Source organism: Streptomyces sp. NBC_01237 (assembly GCF_035917275.1).
Lineage (GTDB): Bacteria > Actinomycetota > Actinomycetes > Streptomycetales > Streptomycetaceae > Streptomyces.
Genome location: NZ_CP108509.1, coordinates 811,561 through 830,152 on the forward strand (window position 1 = coordinate 811,561; position 18,592 = coordinate 830,152).

15 protein-coding genes are annotated in these 18,592 nt (G+C 71.0%); 3 read left to right on the plus strand and 12 right to left on the minus strand.

From position 1 onward, the window contains the following. Nucleotides 1–300: 300 nt before the first annotated feature. From OG251_RS40070 to OG251_RS40125, 12 genes are all read right to left on the minus strand, one after another. Entirely contained in the window at nucleotides 301–3,150 is a 2,850-nt protein-coding gene (locus tag OG251_RS40070) for an AAA family ATPase (protein WP_326682184.1), read from the minus strand. 394 nt (nucleotides 3,151–3,544) lie between these two features. Continuing rightward, nucleotides 3,545–3,760 carry an MbtH family protein gene (locus tag OG251_RS40075; RefSeq protein WP_073721538.1) on the minus strand — a complete coding sequence of 72 codons (216 nt, stop codon included), beginning with the start codon at nucleotides 3,758–3,760 and terminating at the stop codon, nucleotides 3,545–3,547. A gap of 114 nt (nucleotides 3,761–3,874) precedes the next feature. Further along, a complete protein-coding gene (gene lat, locus OG251_RS40080) occupies nucleotides 3,875–5,155 on the minus strand; it encodes an L-lysine 6-transaminase (RefSeq protein WP_326682185.1) in 1,281 nt (426 codons plus the stop codon). A gap of 1 nt (nucleotide 5,156) precedes the next feature. Next, entirely contained in the window at nucleotides 5,157–5,801 is a 645-nt protein-coding gene (locus tag OG251_RS40085) for an HAD family hydrolase (protein ID WP_326682186.1), read from the minus strand. Continuing rightward, complete coding sequence (gene rfbD / locus OG251_RS40090; protein ID WP_326682187.1) at nucleotides 5,801–6,691, minus strand: dTDP-4-dehydrorhamnose reductase; 891 nt, start codon at nucleotides 6,689–6,691, stop codon at nucleotides 5,801–5,803. Before rfbD ends, OG251_RS40085 begins: the two co-directional genes overlap by 1 nt. Next, nucleotides 6,691–7,365, minus strand: a complete 675-nt coding sequence (locus OG251_RS40095) for an RraA family protein (RefSeq protein ID WP_326682188.1) — start codon at nucleotides 7,363–7,365, stop codon at nucleotides 6,691–6,693. The genes rfbD and OG251_RS40095 overlap by 1 nt, the downstream gene beginning before the upstream one ends. Further along, nucleotides 7,341–9,302 carry a transketolase C-terminal domain-containing protein gene (locus tag OG251_RS40100; protein WP_326682189.1) on the minus strand — a complete coding sequence of 654 codons (1,962 nt, stop codon included), beginning with the start codon at nucleotides 9,300–9,302 and terminating at the stop codon, nucleotides 7,341–7,343. The genes OG251_RS40095 and OG251_RS40100 overlap by 25 nt, the downstream gene beginning before the upstream one ends. A 26-nt stretch (nucleotides 9,303–9,328) precedes the next feature. Continuing rightward, nucleotides 9,329–10,138: an SDR family oxidoreductase gene (locus tag OG251_RS40105; protein WP_326682190.1), complete on the minus strand. Its 810-nt coding sequence runs from the start codon at nucleotides 10,136–10,138 to the stop codon at nucleotides 9,329–9,331. Then, nucleotides 10,122–11,189, minus strand: a complete 1,068-nt coding sequence (locus OG251_RS40110) for an N-acetylneuraminate synthase family protein (protein ID WP_326682191.1) — start codon at nucleotides 11,187–11,189, stop codon at nucleotides 10,122–10,124. The genes OG251_RS40105 and OG251_RS40110 overlap by 17 nt, the downstream gene beginning before the upstream one ends. Before the next feature lie 5 nt (nucleotides 11,190–11,194). After that, entirely contained in the window at nucleotides 11,195–12,523 is a 1,329-nt protein-coding gene (locus OG251_RS40115) for an aminotransferase-like domain-containing protein (RefSeq protein ID WP_326682192.1), read from the minus strand. After that, nucleotides 12,520–13,629: an alpha-hydroxy acid oxidase gene (locus tag OG251_RS40120; protein ID WP_326682193.1), complete on the minus strand. Its 1,110-nt coding sequence runs from the start codon at nucleotides 13,627–13,629 to the stop codon at nucleotides 12,520–12,522. The genes OG251_RS40115 and OG251_RS40120 overlap by 4 nt, the downstream gene beginning before the upstream one ends. Continuing rightward, on the minus strand, nucleotides 13,626–14,648 hold the full coding sequence (locus OG251_RS40125; protein ID WP_326682194.1) for a VOC family protein: 1,023 nt from the start codon (nucleotides 14,646–14,648) through the stop codon (nucleotides 13,626–13,628). The genes OG251_RS40120 and OG251_RS40125 overlap by 4 nt, the downstream gene beginning before the upstream one ends. A 243-nt stretch (nucleotides 14,649–14,891) precedes the next feature. Here OG251_RS40125 and OG251_RS40130 point away from each other — a divergent pair, with 243 nt between their 5' ends. From OG251_RS40130 to OG251_RS40140, 3 genes are read left to right on the plus strand one after another with little or no spacing between them, the layout of a single operon-like run. Beyond that, nucleotides 14,892–16,343 (plus strand): AMP-binding protein, encoded by a 1,452-nt coding sequence (locus OG251_RS40130; RefSeq protein ID WP_326682195.1) that lies wholly within the window; start codon nucleotides 14,892–14,894, stop codon nucleotides 16,341–16,343. A gap of 2 nt (nucleotides 16,344–16,345) precedes the next feature. Next, nucleotides 16,346–17,359, plus strand: a complete 1,014-nt coding sequence (locus OG251_RS40135; RefSeq protein ID WP_326682196.1) for a methyltransferase — start codon at nucleotides 16,346–16,348, stop codon at nucleotides 17,357–17,359. A gap of 6 nt (nucleotides 17,360–17,365) precedes the next feature. Then, on the plus strand, nucleotides 17,366–18,580 hold the full coding sequence (locus tag OG251_RS40140; RefSeq protein WP_326682197.1) for a cytochrome P450: 1,215 nt from the start codon (nucleotides 17,366–17,368) through the stop codon (nucleotides 18,578–18,580). Nucleotides 18,581–18,592: the final 12 nt, after the last annotated feature.

Sequence of the window (18,592 nt, forward strand, 5' to 3'; positions counted from 1 at the left end):
CAGGGCCGACCACTTCCAACGGCCCTAATAGACGAAAGCGCATGACCGTCCTTCACATCCACGACACAGTTCCCGCCGGTCAGCTACGCACCAACATCATATCTACCTGACCCGATCGGGTCTATCCAGTGAACGGCGTTACTGAAGTGGCCGGAGATTCAGCGAAGGGACGCAATGTGTGGATTCACCGCAGTTCCGAGAAGGCGGCCGAGCCAAATTGTCAGAAATTCAACTACGGGACGAGACCCTCGGGCGCATGACGCCGGGACCGGCCGGGGCATCGGCCGCCCCACGGTCCGGTCACCGCCGCCGCGCGTCGGTGAGGTCCACCGTCGCCGGTCCGCCCAGCAGGGACGGCAGGTCCGCGCGGCGGCTGATACGCAGCTTTCGGTACGTGCGGGTCAGGTGCTGCTCGACCGTGCTGACCGTGACGTGCAGACCCTCGGCGATCTCCCGGTTGGAACAGCCGACCGCGGCCATGGCGGCCACGCGGCGCTCCGCCTCGGTGAGCCCGTCACCGCCGTCGGCCAGGGTCGGCAGCGGGGTGGCGCTCTCCACCGCCAGGCCCCGGACCAGGGCTTCGGCGTGGCAGTCCGCGGCCACGATGACCGCGCGGCGCTCGGCCGCCGCGGCCCGCCGGAACTCCCCCAGGGTCCGGTAGGCACGGGCCAGGTCGGCGAAGGTCAGGGCGAGTTCGTACCGGTCGCCGTCGTCGGACTGCAGCAGCTCCGCCGCCTGGCGCAGCAGCGTGGGCCGGTGCGCCGGAGCGCCGGCTCCGGCCAGGACCCGGGTCGCGGTGCCGCGGACCCGGTTCGGCATCACGGTGAACCTGGCCGACTGCTCCTCGAGTATCCGCCTGGCGTCGTCCGGGCGGCCCAGTCCCAGGTACACCTCGGCGACATCGGTTCGCCACGGGATCAGGCCAGGCGTGTCCATCCCCCACTGGCACAGCTTGGCACCGCACCGGCGCAGATCCTCCAGGGCCATCTCCAGGTGGCCGGTGGCCAGCCCGAACCGCGCCCGCGCGTACTGGTAGTGCATGCCGTAGCGGGTGTCGAACATCGCCTCCGGTACCCGGTGGTCCAGGTAGGCCTGTGCCTCGTCGTAGCGGCCCATCGCGGTGGTGGCCAGGATCAGTGTGCTCAGCGGCGCGCCGACGGTCACTCCCCAGCTGATCGCCGGCAGGGTGGCGAGCGCTTCACCCGCGTACCGCAGGGCGTCGGTCAGGTCGCCCCGGCGCAGGGCGATCTCGGCCCGCACCGCGCCGAGTCTCGCCTGTCTGCTCGGCGTGTGCCGCGCCTGCATCCGGTCCAGGAACAGGTCGCACCAGGCTGTCGCACGCTCGGCCCGCCCGCTGTACGCGAGGGTGAGGAGCGCGCTTTCGACGGTCTCGGTGGACAGCTCCTCCGGCCGGGTGCCGTGGAGCACCCGTTGCGCCACGCCGACGGCTTCCTGGGAGGAACCTTCGCCGAGTACGGCGGCCAGCGCGGACACCGCCTGCAACCGGCGGTCGGCGCTCACCGAGTGCGTGGGGGGACGTCCGGCACCGGACCGCGGGCCGAGCGCGGCCAGGAACGACGGATAGGTGTGCCTCAGCCGGCGCCGGGTGATCTGTAGCTCGGTGGCTGTCTCCGGGTCCATCACCTGCCCGGATCCGGCGAGGTGCCCGAGCACCTCCTGGGCCTGTTCGAAGCGGCCGTGCCAGAGCAGCGCCCGGACCAGCGTGAGCGCGTCGGCACCGCGCAGGCAGCCCTTTCGCATCGCCTCGACGAGTTCGCCGAGGCGGCCGCTGGACACACCGGGGTTGATGCTCCACTCGGCCCGGATCAGAGCGGCGGTGATGCGTGCCCGCCGGAGCGAGTCCGTGCAGACCAGCCGGGCCAGCCGGAGGCAGTCCACCGCACGGCCGGCCGCACCGTCCCGCAGCGCGTGCGCCGCGGCGTCCTCCAGTGTCGGCAGCGCCCATGGCTCCTCCAGGGCACCGCCGTCGGCCGGCGCACCGGCGCGGAGCAGGTGGTCGGCGACCACCTCGGTGCCGGCACCGCGCTCGTGGGCGAGGACCGCGGCGCGGACGTGCAGCCGGGCGAGTTCGTCGGAATCGATCGCGCCGACCACCGCGTCGCGGGCCGCCTCGTGCCGGAAACCGTCCATGGTGAGCAGTCCGCAGGCGATCAGCGCGTGCACCGCCTCCGTGGTCCGGGCGGGGCTCAGCCCCACCAGGCTGTCCAGGTTGTCCAGTTCGCCGAGCACCACGTAGCCGCTCAGCACACGGACCATGTCCGGGCGGCCGCGGCGCAGACAGGACAGTACGGATTCGCGGTAGCGCGGACCCGCCTCGTCACCACCGAGGTGGTCGCGGACCAGCGCCTCGACCAGCAGCGGGTTGCCCCCGCTGTAGGCGTGCCAGTCGGCGGACCGCTCGTCGGCGATCGCCTCGCCCAGGTGCTGGGCCACCAACTGCCGCACGCCTGCCGGGGATACCTGCGTCACCTCGACGCGGTGACAGTTGGGCTGCCGCAGCAGGCCGGCCCCGAAGCGGAACTCGGTGTCGCACCCGTGCCCGCTGTGCGTGAACACCGCGAGCACCCGGGCGCTGTTCAGCCGCCGCGCCAGGTACGCCAGACACGTCAGCGAGGCCTGGTCGGCCTGGTCCACGTCGTCGACGGCGATGTACAGCGGGCACCGTTCGGCCAGTTCCAGCAGAACGGTGCAGAGCCCGTGCACGATGCCGTCGTCCACCTGCGCTCCGGCGCCCTGGCACCGGGCGGCGCGCACGCCGTCCTCGATCAGCGCCACGGCCCGCGCCCGGTCCTCGGGGTCCAGCGGCGCGTCGTCCACCAACTGCCGCACCACTCCCAGGGGCAGGTGCCGCTCGTCCTTGGATCCCAGCGCCGACAGCGGGAGCATTCCCAGACTCAGGGCACGATCGGCGAAGTTGTGCACCAGCACACTCTTGCCGGCCGCCACCGGTCCGGAGACCAGCACGGCGCGTCCGTGTCCGTCCCGCGCCTGTTCGGCCAGCGCGTTCAGTAGCGCCAACGGTGTTTCGCGCTCCACCAGTTCCACCGCGAACTCCAACCATGGGTCAGTGAGAAAGAGGGAAAACCATTCCTCGGCCAGGCAGTAGGTCGCATACGTGTGCTGCGGCATCAGTGCATGCGTCTTCGCAACGTGCCCTCGTCGATGAGCCGCGGCGACTGCCGGGCGTTCCGGTCAGCGACGCGACCCATGCTTACCGCCCGGCTCATCGACCGGCTATCAGCGCGCTATCGGGTGTCACAGGCATCGGCCGTGCACCACGATGCGGAAACGAAAGAATCCTGATAGTGAACCGGTGACGGCGTCGGGGATTACCGAGGCGTCCAACGCACTCGGGACGAGTGCAGAATATCAATTCGATTCGTCTTCGTCCGCGCCTTCGTCAGCGGTACGCTGCCGCCCGCTTCCCGTCCGAAGCCTCACGCGGTGCGGGCCGGCGCGGAACACGCAGCCAGGGATCACGCCGCCTTGCGGCGTGATCCCTGGCAGTCCTGGGGAGGGCGCGTCAGCCGGCCTGGTCCATCGCTTCGACGAGGCTCTTGGGACGCATGTCGACCCAGTGTTCGTTCACGTAGTCCAGGCACGTCTGCCGGGTCGTGCTCGGCAGGACGACGGTCCAGCCGGCCGGGACCTCTGCGAAATCCGGCCACAAAGAATACTGCTCCTCCGCATTGACCAGAACGCAGTATGAGGCATTCTCATCCTCGAACGGATTACTCATGAGCCACCGCACTCCTTGTTTCCGCCGAAATACAAAGCTGCCCGTATTTTCGCCGCGCCACATCCTTCTGACAACCCCTACGCCCCCGTACGCGATGCCGGATCCCGGAGTTCATCACGCACTGATCGAGGTGAGAACCGCGTCCACCGCGGCAACCCCCTTGTCCAGGTCGTCGAGCCCGATGGTGAGTGCCGGGCGGAACCGTACGGCACTCCCCCCACCGGGCAGCAGCAGCACCCGGTGGAAGCGGCGCAGGCGGTCCAGGACCTCATTGCGCAGTACCGGATCCGGCAGGTCGAACGCCCACATCAGGCCCAGGCCACGCACGTTGCGCACGAGCGCCGGGTGGGCCGCGGCCAGGTCGGCGAGCAGCCGGCCCAGGTGTCCGCCCTTGGTCTCGGCCGCTTCGACCAGGCCGTCCCGTTCGATGATCTCCAGGATCCGGGTGGCCCGCACCATGTCCACCGTGTTGCCGCCCCAGGTGGAGCCGAGCCGGTCCGGCACGGCCAGCGCGCCCTCGGGCACCTGGTCCACCCGGCCGCCCGCCATCAGGCCGCACACCTGGGTCTTCTTGCCGAAGGCCACCACGTCCGGTGCGAGCCCGAGCCGCTGGTAGGTCCACGGCGCGCCGGACATGCCGCAACCGGTCTGCACCTCGTCGAGCACGAACAGCACGTCGTACTCATGGCACAGGTCCTGCATGCGCAGCAGGAATTCCCTGCTGAGATGCCGGTCTCCGCCCGCTCCCTGGATCGGCTCGGCGATGAAGCAGGCGATCCGGTCGCCGCGCTCGGCCAGATGCCGTCGCGCGACCTCGACCGCCGCTCGTTCGCCGCCGGGCCCGGGCACCGGTACGCGCGGCCACGTCCACACCGGGAACCGCGCGGTCACCGTCGGCGAGGTGTTCGTCAGACTCAGCGTGTAGCCGCTGCGCCCGTGGAAGGCGCTCTCCATGTGCAGGACTTCCAGGGGCGCCGCCGGGTCGAGTCGCGGTCGCTGTGCTCGCCAGTCGAAAGCCACCTTCAGCGCGTTCTCCACGGCCAGGGCGCCGCCGTCGATGAAGAACAGGTGCGGCAGTCTCGTGTCGCCCAGCACCCGGCTGAACGTCGCCGTGAACCGCGCGTACTGCGCGGTGTAGATGTCGGAGTTGGTCACCTTGTGCAGCGCGGCCCTGGTGAGTTCGGCCAGGAACGCCCGGTCGCCGGTCATGCCGGGGTGGTTCATGCCCAGGGGCAACGAGCCGTAGAACGTGAGCAGGTCCAGGTACTCCTCGCCGCCGCGCGCGTCGACCAGCGTGCTGCCGCGGCTGCGTTCCAGGTCCAGTACGAGGTCCAGGCCGTCCATCAGGACATGCCGGGACAGTTCGTCCAGGGCGTTGTCCGCCGTGATCTCCATGTCACACCTCGTTACGCTGGTAGCGCCGCAGATCCAGCTCGTTCAGGCTGGGCAGCACCGCGTCGGCACCGGCCAGTCCGGCTGCCCCGGCCGGCTCCCAGGGCACCGCCACGCAGCGCAGACCGGCCGCCCGGGCGGCGCGGACCCCCAGCGGGGAGTCCTCGACGGCCAACGCGTCGTCGGCAGCCACCCCGGCACGTTCCAGCGCGAGCAGGTACAGGTCCGGTTCGGGCTTGTGCCGGTCGGTGTCGTCGCCGGTCACGAGGAAGCCGAAGCGGTGCCGCAGCCCGAGCCGCCGCAGGTGTTCCTCCACCCAGGCGCTCGGGCTGCTGGACACGATCGCGGCACCCTCGGCCGTGGACAGCAGCCGGTCCACGCCGGGCCGGGCCGGCGCGGCGGCGCACCGGGCGCTGCGCCGCTGCCGCTGCCAGGCCCACTCGTCGTCCCCGACCGGCCGGCCCAGCCGGGCGGCCAGGTCGGCCAGCGCGATCCGGGCTCCGGCCGAGTTGCCGAGCATCCTGGCCCGTACCTCGCCGCTCAGCGGAACCCCGAGCCGGTCGTAGAGGTCCTGCCAGGCCAGCAGCGCGGCCCGTTCGGTGTCGCACACCACACCGTCGAAGTCCAGCAGCAGGAACGGCGTGGGCATCAGTGGTTCACCGGCCCACGGTCGGCAGCGGTGAGCCGGGCGCAGTACCGGGAGAGGGCGTCGGTCCAGTGCGGCATCGCGTGCACGAAGGCCGCCGCGCGGGTGCTGTCCAGGCGTGAGTCGCGCGGCCGGCCGCCGAAGAAACCGGCGTCGGCCATGGACATCGGCACCGGGTGGGCGGTGCCGAGGCGTTCGGCGAGTGCCAGACCCACCTGGTACCAGCTCGCCCGGCCCCGGTTGGCGATGTGCAGCAGGCCGCGGACGGCCAGTGCGCCGGGCAGCAGCCGTACGAGCGCGGACGCCAGGTCGGGCACGTAGGTCGGGCTGCTGAACTGGTCGTCGATCAGTCGCGGCCGGCCGCCGTCGAGGAACTCCCGGGCGGCGGTGAGCACCTGGTCCAGGCGTGGGTCGCTGCCGCCGTACAGCCAGGACGTGCGCACCACCAGGTGGTCGGGCACGACCTCGACGATCCGCTCGCCGGCCAGTTTGCTCAGGCCGTACACGCTGACCGGGGCGGGTATGTCTTCCTCGTTGTACCCGGCCGGACCGGGCGCCCGGCCGTCGAACACGTAGTCGCTGGAGATGTAGATCAGCCGGCTGCCGTTCCGCCGGCAGGCCTCCGCGACGTGATGGGTGCCGCCCACGTTGACGCGCAGGGCCGTCGCCGGGTCCCGTTCGCAGGAGTCCACCACCGCGTTCGCGGCGGTGTGCACCACCACGTCGGGCCTGAAATCGGCGATCGAGTCCCGGACGGCGGTCTCGTCGCCGATGTCGAAGTCGCAGAGGGACACCCCGAGGACCGGCCAGTGGGCGGTTTCCGGCCGCGTCGCGAGCTCCTGCCGCAGGGCGGTGCCCAGCATCCCGTCCGCGCCGGTGAGGTAGACGCGCATCACAGGTGTCCGAACTCGGCGATCAGTTCGGCGACCGACAGGCCGGAGCCGATCTTCTCGCGGATCACCCGCTCCCTGTCGATGTTCATCCTCGTGCGGGCGAGCACGGTCTCGGCCTCGTCCTGCGGTACGACCGCGATGCCGTTCTCGTCGGCGACCAGGATGTCCCCCGGGTTGATCACCTGACCGTCGATCACCACCGGCACGTTCACCTGGACCGGCTCGGTACGGTCGTGCACGGCGGTCGGGGAGGGCCTCGGGACGGTGCTGCGGTACCAGACCGGGAAGTCCAGGTCGCGGATCTCGTCGACATCGCGGATGGCGCCGTCGACGATGCCGGCGGCCAGACCGATCTGCCGCGACAGGGTGGACATCAGGCCGCCCCACATCGCGGTGCGGGTGGTGCCGTGGCAGGCCACCACGATCACGTCGCCCGGCTGCGCCCGGGTCAGCACCGGCATGCAGTCGACCAGGTCGTCGATGGAGAGATTGACGGTGAGCGCCGGTCCGGCGATCTTGTGATGGTGCTTCACCGGCAGCAGCCCGCCGATCGCGCCGACCCTCCGCCGGGCATCGGTGACCAGGCAGCTCGGGCTGTACTCGGCGAGCACCGCCCGGAAGGCCTCGACGATCTCCTCGGGTGGGCGGTTCAGCTCGTTGCGGACAGTTTCCACGGTGTGTCTCCCGTCGGTTGGGTGGTACGGGTGCGGTCCAGGACGTCCGCGCCGATCAGATGTGCCAGGTGCGCCGCGTCCATGCCGTGTGCGGCGAGTACTTCCGCGTCGGTGCCGCAGCGCGGTACGTCCGTGAGGCCGACGCCGCGGAAGGCGGTTCCGTCCGCGGCGCCCGTCTCCATCAGCTGACGGGCGATCAGGTCGGCCTGGCCGCCGCCGCTGTACTGGTGCTCGACCACGAACACGTGCGAAGTGCCGGTCAGCACCTCGCCCAGCCACACCGGGTCGACCCGGTTGTGCCAGGGCAGGTCCACCACGGTCAGCGCGAGGCCCTGTGCGGCGAGCAGGTCGGCGGCGCCCAGCAGCTGCGCGAGGACCACCGGACCGGCGCCGAGGACGACCGCCCGGCCGCCGGTACGCAGTACCCGGCCCTGTCCGACCACCAGGGGCGCGGGCGGCAGATCCGCCAGTTCGGCGGGGACCGGCTGGCTGGACAGCCGCAGGTAGACGCTGTCCGGGGTGGAGCGGCAGTAGCGCAGGGCGGCGGCCAGCTGGGCCGGGTGGGACGGTTCCAGGATGGTCAGACCGGGGACGGCGCACAGCGCCGACACGTCGCGGACCGCCTGGTGCGAATGTCCGGGCCCGGCGGGCAGCAGCCCCGCGAGCGATCCGACGTACACCGCCGGCCGCCGCTCGGTGGCGTTGTTGTAGATGTGCTCGTTGGGGCGCGCGTGCAGGAAGCAGGAGAAGGAGTGCACGAACGGCCGCAGACCCCCGGCCGCCAGTCCGCCCGCCATCGAGACCATGTCCTGCTCGGCGATGCCGCATTCGACGAAACGGTCCGGGTGGGCCTCGCGGAACGGGATCAGGCCGGTGTCGAGCACCAGGTCGCCGTCGAGCGCGACGATCCGCGGATCCTCGTGTGCCGCCTCGGTGAGTAGCCGGCCGTACAGCTCGGGCAGCCGCACTCCGGCCGGTTTCACCGGCAGGTCCAGCGTTCGTTCGACCGGCCGGAGGGGTGACAGACCGTGGCTGCGGAGTATCCCGTCGGCGGTGTCGGTCAGCTCCTGGTGCGCGGAGCGGTAGTCCTGCGGGCTCGGCGCACCGCTGTGGTGGCGGTAGCGCCATTCGCCGGGTGCCATCGAGGTCGCGGCGAACGTGGGGCATCCGCCGCCCTTCACCGTTGCCGCGATGATCACCACGGGCTGCTCCGGGTAGTCCTCGGCGCGGCGGGCGAATGCCTTCTCCAGCTGCCGGGGATCGTGCCCGTCGCAGTGCAGCACGCCCCAGCCCGCGGCGGTGAACTTGCCCGGCAGATCGCCGAGGTCGCTGACATCGGTGACGAACGTGTCGGACTGCAGGCGGTTGTGGTCGACCACCACGGTCAGCTCGCCCATCCCGTACCGCGCGGCGCTGGGCAGCGCCTCCCAGTTCTGGCCCTCCTGCAGTTCGCCGTCCCCGGTCATCACCACCACCCGGGAGACCCGCCCGGCCAGGCGATGGGCGAGGATCAGGCCCTTCGCCTTGGAGATGCCCATGCCCAGGGAACCGGTGTTGAAGGGCATGTGCGGGGTGCCGACGTCGGGGTGACCGGGCAGCCCGTCGATCCGCCGCAGCCGGTGCAGGAGGTCCTCGTCCAGCGCTCCGAGCGCGATCATCGCGGCGTACAGTCCGGGCGCGTCGTGCCCCTTGGACGAGAAGTACACATCGCCGTCGGCCTCGAACGGCTGGTCGAGCTCCTCCAGCAGCAGCCAGCTGACCACGTCGGCGGCGCTGAAGCTGGAACCGATGTGGCCCGACCCGGCACGGGCGATCATGTAGAGGGTGTTGATCCGGGACATCGCCGCGAAGGCGAGGGCCCTGTCGTACGGATCGTCGACATGGCCCAGGACGCGCTCGAACTCGGTGCGCGGTATCCAGGCCAAGGAGCTGTCCATGGCTTCTCCTCGTGGATGGGTCGGTGTCACCAACAGCCGAACCCGCCGTCCACGGCGAGTTCGGTACCGGTGACGTAGCGGCTCAGGTCGGACGCGAGGAACAGCAGCGGTCCGGTGAGATCCTCGGCTCGGGCCATGCGCCGCAGCGGCACGCGGGCGTGGAACTTCTCCCGGAACGCGGGGTCCTGCGCGCCCAGTACACCGCCCGGCGACAGGGTGTTGACCCGCACCCCGGCCGGCCCCCACAGCGCCGCGAGGTACCGGGTGAGCGAGGCGACGCCCGCCTTGGACATGCCGTACGCGGGCGGTTTCAGGAACGGCGGATCCACCGGCAGGTGCTCGTACATCCGGGGGTCGGGCGCCAGGCCGCCGTACATCGATCCGATGTTGATGATGGATCCGCCGTCGTGCCGGGCCATCCACGACCCGAACACCTGGCACATCCGCAGCGTCCCCTGGGCGTTGACCGCGAGTATGCCGCCGGACACCTCGTCCGGGATGTCCTCGAAGCGCCAGCTGGCGCCCTGGGCCGACGGTGGACTGTCGACACCGGCGTTGTTGATCAGAATGGTCGGCTCGCCGGCCAGTTCGAGGCAGTCGTCGAGCGCGCGGCGCAGGCTGCCGGTGTCGGTGATGTCCGCGACCACCGTCGCGAACCGCTTCGGGTCGTGGCGGTCCAGCACCGCCCGCAGCTCCGGCCCGCGGGTGTCCCGCACGTCCAGGCCCAGCACATCGGCACCGGCACCCAGCAGGGCGTCCACCCATACGGCGCCGAGCCGTCCGGACACCCCGGTCACGACGGCGACCGATCCGGTCAGGTCAATCGCGGTCGGCATCGCCGTCCACCAGACCGTCCAGGGTGATGTCGGCGTCGGCCGTCAGCGGTCCGCCGAGGTGGCGGCCCACCACGTCGGCGAGCCGGTCGGGAGTCAGCCCGTCGCCCGGCGACTTGATCGCCACGTCCTCCAGGGTGAGGCGATGGCCTGCCGGCAGGTCCCGTTGGGCGACCAGCTTCTTGCCCATCTTGTTGACCGCGGGCCGCTCGCCCGGCATGACCTGCTTGTCCCGGCCGCCCAGCGAGCGCCGCACCCGGCGCAGCCCGTCGACCATTTCGGCCATGTCCGCCTGCTCCAGCGAGAACTTGTGGTCGCTGCCGGGCCGGGTGCGGTCGAGAGTGACGTGCTTCTCCACCACCCGGGCGCCGAGCGCGTACGCGGTCCAGGCGGCCCACGGGCCGAGGTCGTGCCCGGAGAAACCGACCACCGTCTCCGGGAACTCTGCCCGGTAGGTGCTCAGCACCGCCAGGTTCAACTCCTCGGGTTCGGCCGGGTACATCGCCGTGCACTGCAGCAGCGCGAGGTCCGGGTTGATCGGCAGAACGGTGCCGCAGGCGCGCCGTACGGCCTCCATGTCGGCGCCACCGGTACTCACGATCAGCGGCTTGCCCACCTTCGCCGCGTAGGCGAGCAGTGGTGTGTTCCTGATGTCCCCGGACGCGATCTTGATCGCCGGCACACCCAGTTCGGCCAGGAAGTCCACGCTGGCGAAGTCGAAGGCGGTCGCGATGAAGTCCACGCGCAGTTCGGCCGACAGCTGCTGGAGGTACGTGTACTCGTGGGTGCCGAACTCGAGGAACTCGCGATGGGCCCCGTACGTCGGGCCGAAGCTGTTGCGTCCGGTGTAGGGGGAGTCGAACATCGCCCTGGTGTAGAGCGAGCGGTTGTTCCGCTTCTGCAGCTTGACCGCACTGGCCCCGGCCGCGGCTGCCTGACGTACCAACTCCTCCGCCTTGCCGAGATCGCCCTCGTGGTTGTGGCCGATCTCGGCGATCACATAGGCGTCGGTCCCGTCCGAAATGATCCGGTCATTTACCGTCAGCGCTCTCATGGTTCTCAGGTCCTCTCCAGAAGATCGGTCACCAGCGAAGCGAACCGGTCCAGACCGAGGTCGATCTTCTCCGGCGTGAGCGAGCTGCAGGACAGTCGCAGCTGCCGCAGACCGCCCCCTGCCGCGTAGAAGTGGTGCATCGGCGTCCAGATGACCTTGTGCCGCTTGGCCGAGTAGGCGAGCAGGTCGTCGTCGGCGACGAACGGCACCGTGACGACCAGGAAGAATCCGCCGTCCGGTCGGTTCCAGGTGACCGGCGACGTTGTCGGGAACCGCGCGGCCAGCCCGTCGAGCAGATGCCGCAGCCGCTGTCCGTACCGCGCGGTGGCGTCCCGGTTCGCCTCGCGCAGAGCGAAGTCGCTCTCCAGCAGCCTGCCCCCGATGACCGCCTGCGCGATCGGCGGGGTATTGACCGTGATCATGCTCTTGATCTTCGAGAGCTCGTCGGCGAGGGTGCCGACGAGCTCTCCGTCCCGCACGACCGGCTGCTCCGCCACCACGAACCCGATCCGGGCACCGGGCAGGGCGGTCTTGGCGTACGAGCCGAGATAGACGACCCGATGGCCCGTGTCCAGCGACTTGAGCGTCGGCTTCGGGGGCGCGCCGTCACCGAAGAAGCCGTACGGGTTGTCCTCGATGAGCAGGATGTCCAGCTCCGCGGCCAGTTCCAGCAACCGGTGCCGGGTCGGTACGTCGAGACTCAGTCCGGTCGGATTGGCGAAGTCGGGCACCAGATAGCAGGCCCGGGGCCGCAGTCCGGCCTCGCGTGCGCCGCGCACCTTGGCCGCCAGGTCGTCCAGGTCGATGCCGCCGGAGCCGCTGTCGACCGGCACGAGGGGCATATCGACCAGACGGGCCGCGCCGGTGATGCCCACATAGGCCGGCGAGGTCGCCAGGAGCACATCGCGGTCACCGGCGCGCAGCGCGCGCAGCACCAGGACCATGGCCTCCTGACAGCCGACGGTCACCAGGATCGACTCCGGGTCGACGTGGATGTTCTCGTCGGTCACCAGGTTGCGCGCCACCAGGTCCTGGATCACCCCTTTCGTCGCGCCGTACTGGTAGAGCCGGTTGCGGGCCACCTCCGCGCCGTGGGGCGTGCCGTCGGTGACGTACGCGGTCCAGGTACGCAGAAAGCGGTGGACGTCCTCCACCGAGAAGGCGCCCGGGTCCGGCCGTCCGGCCGCGAAGGAGACCGCGTCCGGGTACCGGTCGGACACCTCGTTCAGCAGGTTCATCGACAGCAGCGCCGGATCGGACAGCGACCCGTGCAGGTCGGCCAGGTCCATCACCGCCCCGGGGCGTGCCGTCCGGGCAGCGGACGACTCGGTCATCGCGCCTCCCGTTCGTTCGTTCCGGGCGCCCACCGCACGCCCAGCCGCCCGGCCGCGTCCACGTGCGGCGCGCCGGCGAGGGCCATCGACACCTCCAGTTCGGTGCGCAGCAGTTCCAGCGCCCCCCTCACGCCCTGCTCGCCGCCGGAGGCCAGTCCCCACAGGACCGGCCGGCCGAGCAGCACGCCGGAAGCACCGAGGGCCAGCGCGCGCAGCACGTCGGTGCCGCTGCGCACACCGCTGTCCAGCAGCACCTCGCACGCGTCGCCGACCTCTTCCCGGATCGCCGGCAGGGCCAGGAGGCTGGGTACGGCGCCGTCCAGTTGCCGGCCGCCGTGATTGGACACCACCAGGCCGTCCGCGCCGAGGTCCACCGCGCGCCGCGCGTCCGCCGGGTCGAGAACTCCCTTGAGCACCAGCGGTAATCGCGTCCGTCGCCGGACCCATTCCAGGTCGGACCAGGACAGTGTGGGGTCGATCACCGCGGCCGCGTGCCCGCCGACGCTCTGCCCGGCGCCGCGTTGGGTGTCGGCCAGGTTCACCGGTGCGGCGTGCGCGGGCACGGCGAACCCGTTGCGCAGATCGCGCAGCCGTCGGCCCATGAACGGAACGTCCACGGTGAGGATCAGGGCGCGGGCGCCCAGCCGTTCGGCCTCCCCGATCAGCCACTCGGTGCGGGCCCGGTCGCGCAGCCAGTAGAGCTGGAAGAACAGGTCACCGCCGGAGCCGGACAGTTCGTCCAGCGGGCAGCCGGCCAGGGTCGCCGCCGTGAAGGGGATGCCGGCCGCCGCCGCCGCACGGGACACCGCGGGTTCGCCGTCCGGGTGCACCACCGAGTGGAACGCCATCGGCGCCACCGCGACGGGCATCGACGTGGGCGCCCCCAGCAGGGTGGTCGTGGTGTCGGCGGTGTCCACCCCGGACAGGACGCGAGGGACCAGGTGACACCGGTCGAACGCGGCCCGGTTGGCGTCCAGCGTCGACTCGCGGCCGCTTCCGCCGGCCACGAAGTCGTACACCTCGGGCGGCAGCACGGCGCGGGCCCGGTCCTCGATGTCGGAGAGGGTGAGCGGATCCGCCGCCAGGACGGCCTGTCCGCCGGTCACGCCCGGTCCTGTCGCTCGACCGCCTCGTACAGCTTGCGGATGTTGTTGCTGCCGAACGTGGTCGCGCCGCGGCGTTCGATGATCTCCATGAAGAGGGTGCGGCGCGGGTGCTCGGACCGGGTGAAGATCTGGAACAGCTCACCGTCGTGATCCCGGTCGACGAGCACGCTGTGCTCGCGCAGCTCCGACACCGGATGGCCGGAGGACCCGTGCCGCTGTTCGAGGTTCTCGTAGTAGGTGTCGGGCGTGGACAGGAACCGCACGCCGGCGGTGCCGAGATCGGCCACCGCGTCCACGATGTCCGGCACCGCGAAGGCCAGGTGCTGCACACCGCTGCCGCCGTGCTTCTTCAGGAAGTCGTCGATCTGGCCAGGGGCGGCACCGCTCATGGGCTGGAGCAGCGTCAGCGTCACCCGCCCGCACGGGCTCTGCACCACCTTGGACTGCATGGCCTGCGCGCCGACGTGGATGTCCTCCTCGAACACCACCTGCCAGCCCAACAGCCGCCGGTAGGACTCGACGGTTCGCTCCAGTTCACCGTTCTCCACGCAGACCGCGATGTGGTCGACGCACAGCAGGTGCCGCTCGGCCGGCGCCGTGGGCCCCGTGGTCTCCTCGGTGCGCACCGGTGCGATACCGGGCAGCGACCAGGGTCCACCGGCGGGCCGGCTCACAAAGGTGTGCGTCACGTCGCCGAAGGCTTCGAGCACCGTGGGGTCCGGCTCGTCCACCAGCAGGGCGATGTCACTCACGCCGTCGCCGTGCCGGGTGGTGAACAGGGTGGCGGGATGGTCGTCGGTGCGGCCCTCCAGCAGCACCAGGACGACGTCCCGCTGCCGCACCGCCACGGCGGTGAACTCCGGGGTGTCCCCGGCGGCGATCACCTCGAAGCCGTAGCGGTCGACGAACTCGGCCGCACGGGCGCGGGCGTCACCGACGGAGAGTGTGATGTGGTCGATGCCGGCGTCGACGGCGTGCTGATTTCTGGTCTGGGGTGCGGACGACACGAATTCCCCCAAGGATCGATAATCGGTTTCAACGGCGGGAACAAGAATTTCCAGATCCCGGTACCGCGACGAAAAAACGCTACGGACGGGCACGGAAGAATGTCAATGCACCCTGCTGGGAGCCGCCCAACAGTGCGGAACACCCCTTCCCGCACCTGGGTACCGGGGTATCCGCTATGGGGTTCGTAGGGGTTGCGCGCGCCACCGCGGCGGGTGAATATGCGTGCGATCGAAGCTGCGGACAAGGAGCGGTACGTGCTGATTCATCAGGCACTCGACGAGCGCGCGGCAGAATACGGCGGCCATATTGCACTGATGGGCGACAATGGCCCGGTCACTTATTCCCAGCTTGTTTCGGCGGCAGATTCGTATGCGGCCTCACTGGTCGAGGCAGGGGTGGGACCGGGCTGCCTGGTGCCGGTTCGCATCGCCCGATCGGCCCGTATGGTGACGTTGCTGCTGGCCGTGCTGAAGACGGGTGCGGCGTACTGCCCCATCGATGTGAAGTGGCCGGACGAGCGCGTACGGGAACTGCTGCGCCTGCTGCGGGCACCACTCTTCGTCACGGACACACCGCTCGCCGGCGCACCGTGCTGGATCCCACCGTCCGCACCCGCACCCGGGTCCCGGACGGTCCGGGCGGACATCGGGCCGGACGACCCGGCCTGTGTCTTCTTCACCTCCGGCAGCACCGGCGCCCCCAAGGGCGTGGTGACTCCGCACCGGGCCGTGCTGCGGCTCTTCGACAGCGGCCCCCTGGCGGCCTTCGGCCCCGGGCGGGTGCTGCCGCAACTCGCCCCGGTCGGCTGGGACGCCTGCGGACTGGAGCTGTGGGGCATGCTGTGCCGGGGCGGCACCGTGGTGCTGCCGGACGAGGACCATCTGCTGCCGGACGCCCTGCGCGACCTGATCGCACGACACGGCGTGAACACCCTCGTCCTGGTCGCCTCCGTGGTGAACCTGCTGGTACGGCTGGATCCCGACTGCTTCCGGGGGATCGATCTGATGTTCATCGGTGGCGAACGTCTGGCACCCGAGCCCGTGCGCGCACTGCTGCTGTGCCATCCGGACACGACCGTCCACAACTGTTACGGCCCGGTGGAGAGTTTCGCCTTCGCCACCATGCATCACATCCGGCCCGAGGACTGCGACCGGGCGCAGGGCGTGCCCATCGGGCGGCCGGTGCCCGGCACGGAGATCCACCTGATCGACGGCGAGCTCTGCGTCGCGGGCTCGGGGCTGGCCCAGGGATACCTGCGCGACCCGGAGCGCACCGCCGAGCGGTTCGTCACCGTCGATGTCCGTGGTGTGCCGACAAGGGTCTACCGCACCGGTGACCGCGCGGTACGCGACGCCGAGGGAGTGCTGCACTTCCTGGGCCGTGCCGACCGGCAGGTGAAGATCCGCGGATACCGGGTGGAGCTGGGCGAGGTGGAGAGCCACGCCGCGGGCCGCGCCGGTGTGCGCGACTGTGTGGCGGTGGCGCTGTCCGGCCGGAGCGGCGCGTACGAACGTCTGGCGCTGGCCTTCACCGGCGAGGCGGACCCCGACCGGGTGCGCGCGCAGCTGCGCGACCGGCTCCCCGGCCATCTGGTGCCCGATCTGGTGCGCCGCCTCCACGACCTCCCCCACAACGCCAACGGCAAGGTCGATCACCGAGCCTTGACCGAGCTGCTGCTCGCGTCCCGTCCCCAGGAAAGGGGCTGACGATGACCACGTACACCGAGACCACCGACAAGATCGTGGAGGACTACCTCACCCTCGTCGACGACAGCATGGTCGCGGTGCTGCCGCACGCCTTGCGCATCGCCGTCGAACTCGGCGTCGCCGATGTGATGGACTCCTCGGCCACACAGCCCGTAGCGGCCACGGCGAGCCTGATCGACGCCGCCCCGGACGCCCTGGGCCGGCTGCTGTCCGCACTGGCCGCGGCCGGATTCTTCGCCGGCGACTCCGCCACCGGCTTCCGGCTGACCGCGCTCGGCGCGAGGCTGCGACGGGACCACCCGCGCAGCCTCTCCGCGTCACTGGTCAATGCCGAGAGCCAGTTGGCCTGGCTGCGAGCCACGGACACCTTCCGTACCGGTGCGGCGTCCTTCGACGGCGACGGCGGGGGCGACTTCTTCGGTGTCAAGAACACCCGCCGTGGCGCGAACGTCGCGTTCCTGCGCCGGATGCGGGAACGTACCGGTCGTCTGTACCGGCAGGCGGCCGAGGCCGTCGACTGGTCGCGGTCGGAGGTCATCCTGGACATCGGCGGTGCCGACGGCTTCCTCCTGGGAGAGATCCTCTCGGTGGCCCCGCACGCGAGCGGCATTCTGTTCGACCGCCCCACGGTGATCGACGAGGTGAACCTCCGCGGCGGTGTGCCCGGTTGCCGCGCCGTGCCGGGTGACTTCTTCGCCGCGGTGCCCACCGGCGCGGACACCCACCTTCTGTGCAGCGTCCTGCACGACTGGACCGACGACCAGGCGGTGGACATCCTGCGGTCGAGCCGTCGCGCGCTGGCGGCCGGCGGCCGGCTGGTGGTGATCGAGATGCTGGTACCGGAGGACGGCGCCCAGCACATCAGCCGCTGGAGCGACCTCGGCATGATGGTCCTCACCGGCGGCCGGGAACGCGGCCTGGCCGGGTTCACCCGGCTCCTGGAGGCCGCCGGCTACCGGATGAACCACGTCTCGGCGATCCCGGGGTCGCCGTTCTCCGCGATCGAGGCGCGCTGACCGACGATGGACATCGACCTGCTCACGCCGGATGTCTTCGCCGGACAACGGCATCTGGACCAGCTCGCGGCTGTACGCGCCCGTCCGGGCCTGACCTGGCACCCGGAGCCGGACGGTCCCGGGTTCTGGGTGGCCGCCCGGTACGACGACGTCCAGACGGTGCTGGGCGATCCGGCCACGTTCAGTTCCCGCGCCGGCATCAGGCTCGGCGGATCGGACGAGGCGGCCCGCCTGGTCGCCGACCGGATGATGGTGGTCAGCGACCCGCCGCGGCACGGCCGTATCCGCCGCGTGGTGGGCGCGCCGTTCACCCCGGCGGCGCTGCTTCGCTGGCACGACCGGATCGTCGCGGGCGTCACCGACCTGGTGGACGAGGTGGTCGGGACGGATGTCGCCGGACCCCTGGGGGATCGGCCGGACAAGGCGGCCGGGCCGCTGGTCCGGGACGCCGTCGGTGACCTGACCCAGCGCCTGCCCAACCAGGTCATCTGCGCCATGATGAACCTGCCCCGGGCGGACTGGCCGTTGATCGGCAGACTCACCACCGACGGTCTGGACTCCCCCGACCCCATCGACCGGCTGGACGCCAACGCCGAGATCTTCGGCTACTTCGCCGACCTGATCGACCGGCGGCGCGCCCGCCCCGGCGACGACCTCATCAGCGCACTGCTCGCGGCCGGCGGCGACCTGACCGACGAGGAGCTGCTGATCAACTGCAGCGGAGTGCTGACCGGTGCCAGCGAGACCGTCCGGTACGCGGCGGCCGGAGCGCTGCTGGTCTTCGGCGACCGGCCCGATCTGTGGGCGGCGCTGCGCGCGTCACCGGAGTTGCTGCCCACCACCGTCGAGGAGGTCCTGCGCTGGACCAGCCCGGGCCTGCACGGGCTGCGTACGGTGACCCGCCCGGTGACGGTCTCCGGCAGCGATCTGCTCCCCGGCGAGCGGGTGACCGCCTGGCTCTGCTCGGCCAACCGCGACCCGGCGGTCTTCCCCGACCCGGACACCTTCCGGCCCGACCGCACCCCCAACCGGCATGTCGCGTTCGGCTGGGGCCCCCACGTCTGCGTCGGGTCCCGGGTCGCCAGGCTGGAGCTGACCGCCCTGCTGACCGCGCTGATCCGCCGAGTGCGCACGATAGCCCCGGCCGGCAGGCCGGTGTGGAGCACCGGCAACTTCATCCATGGACTGACCAGCCTGCCGGTGCGACTGAGCCCGGCGTGAGCCCGCCAAGGA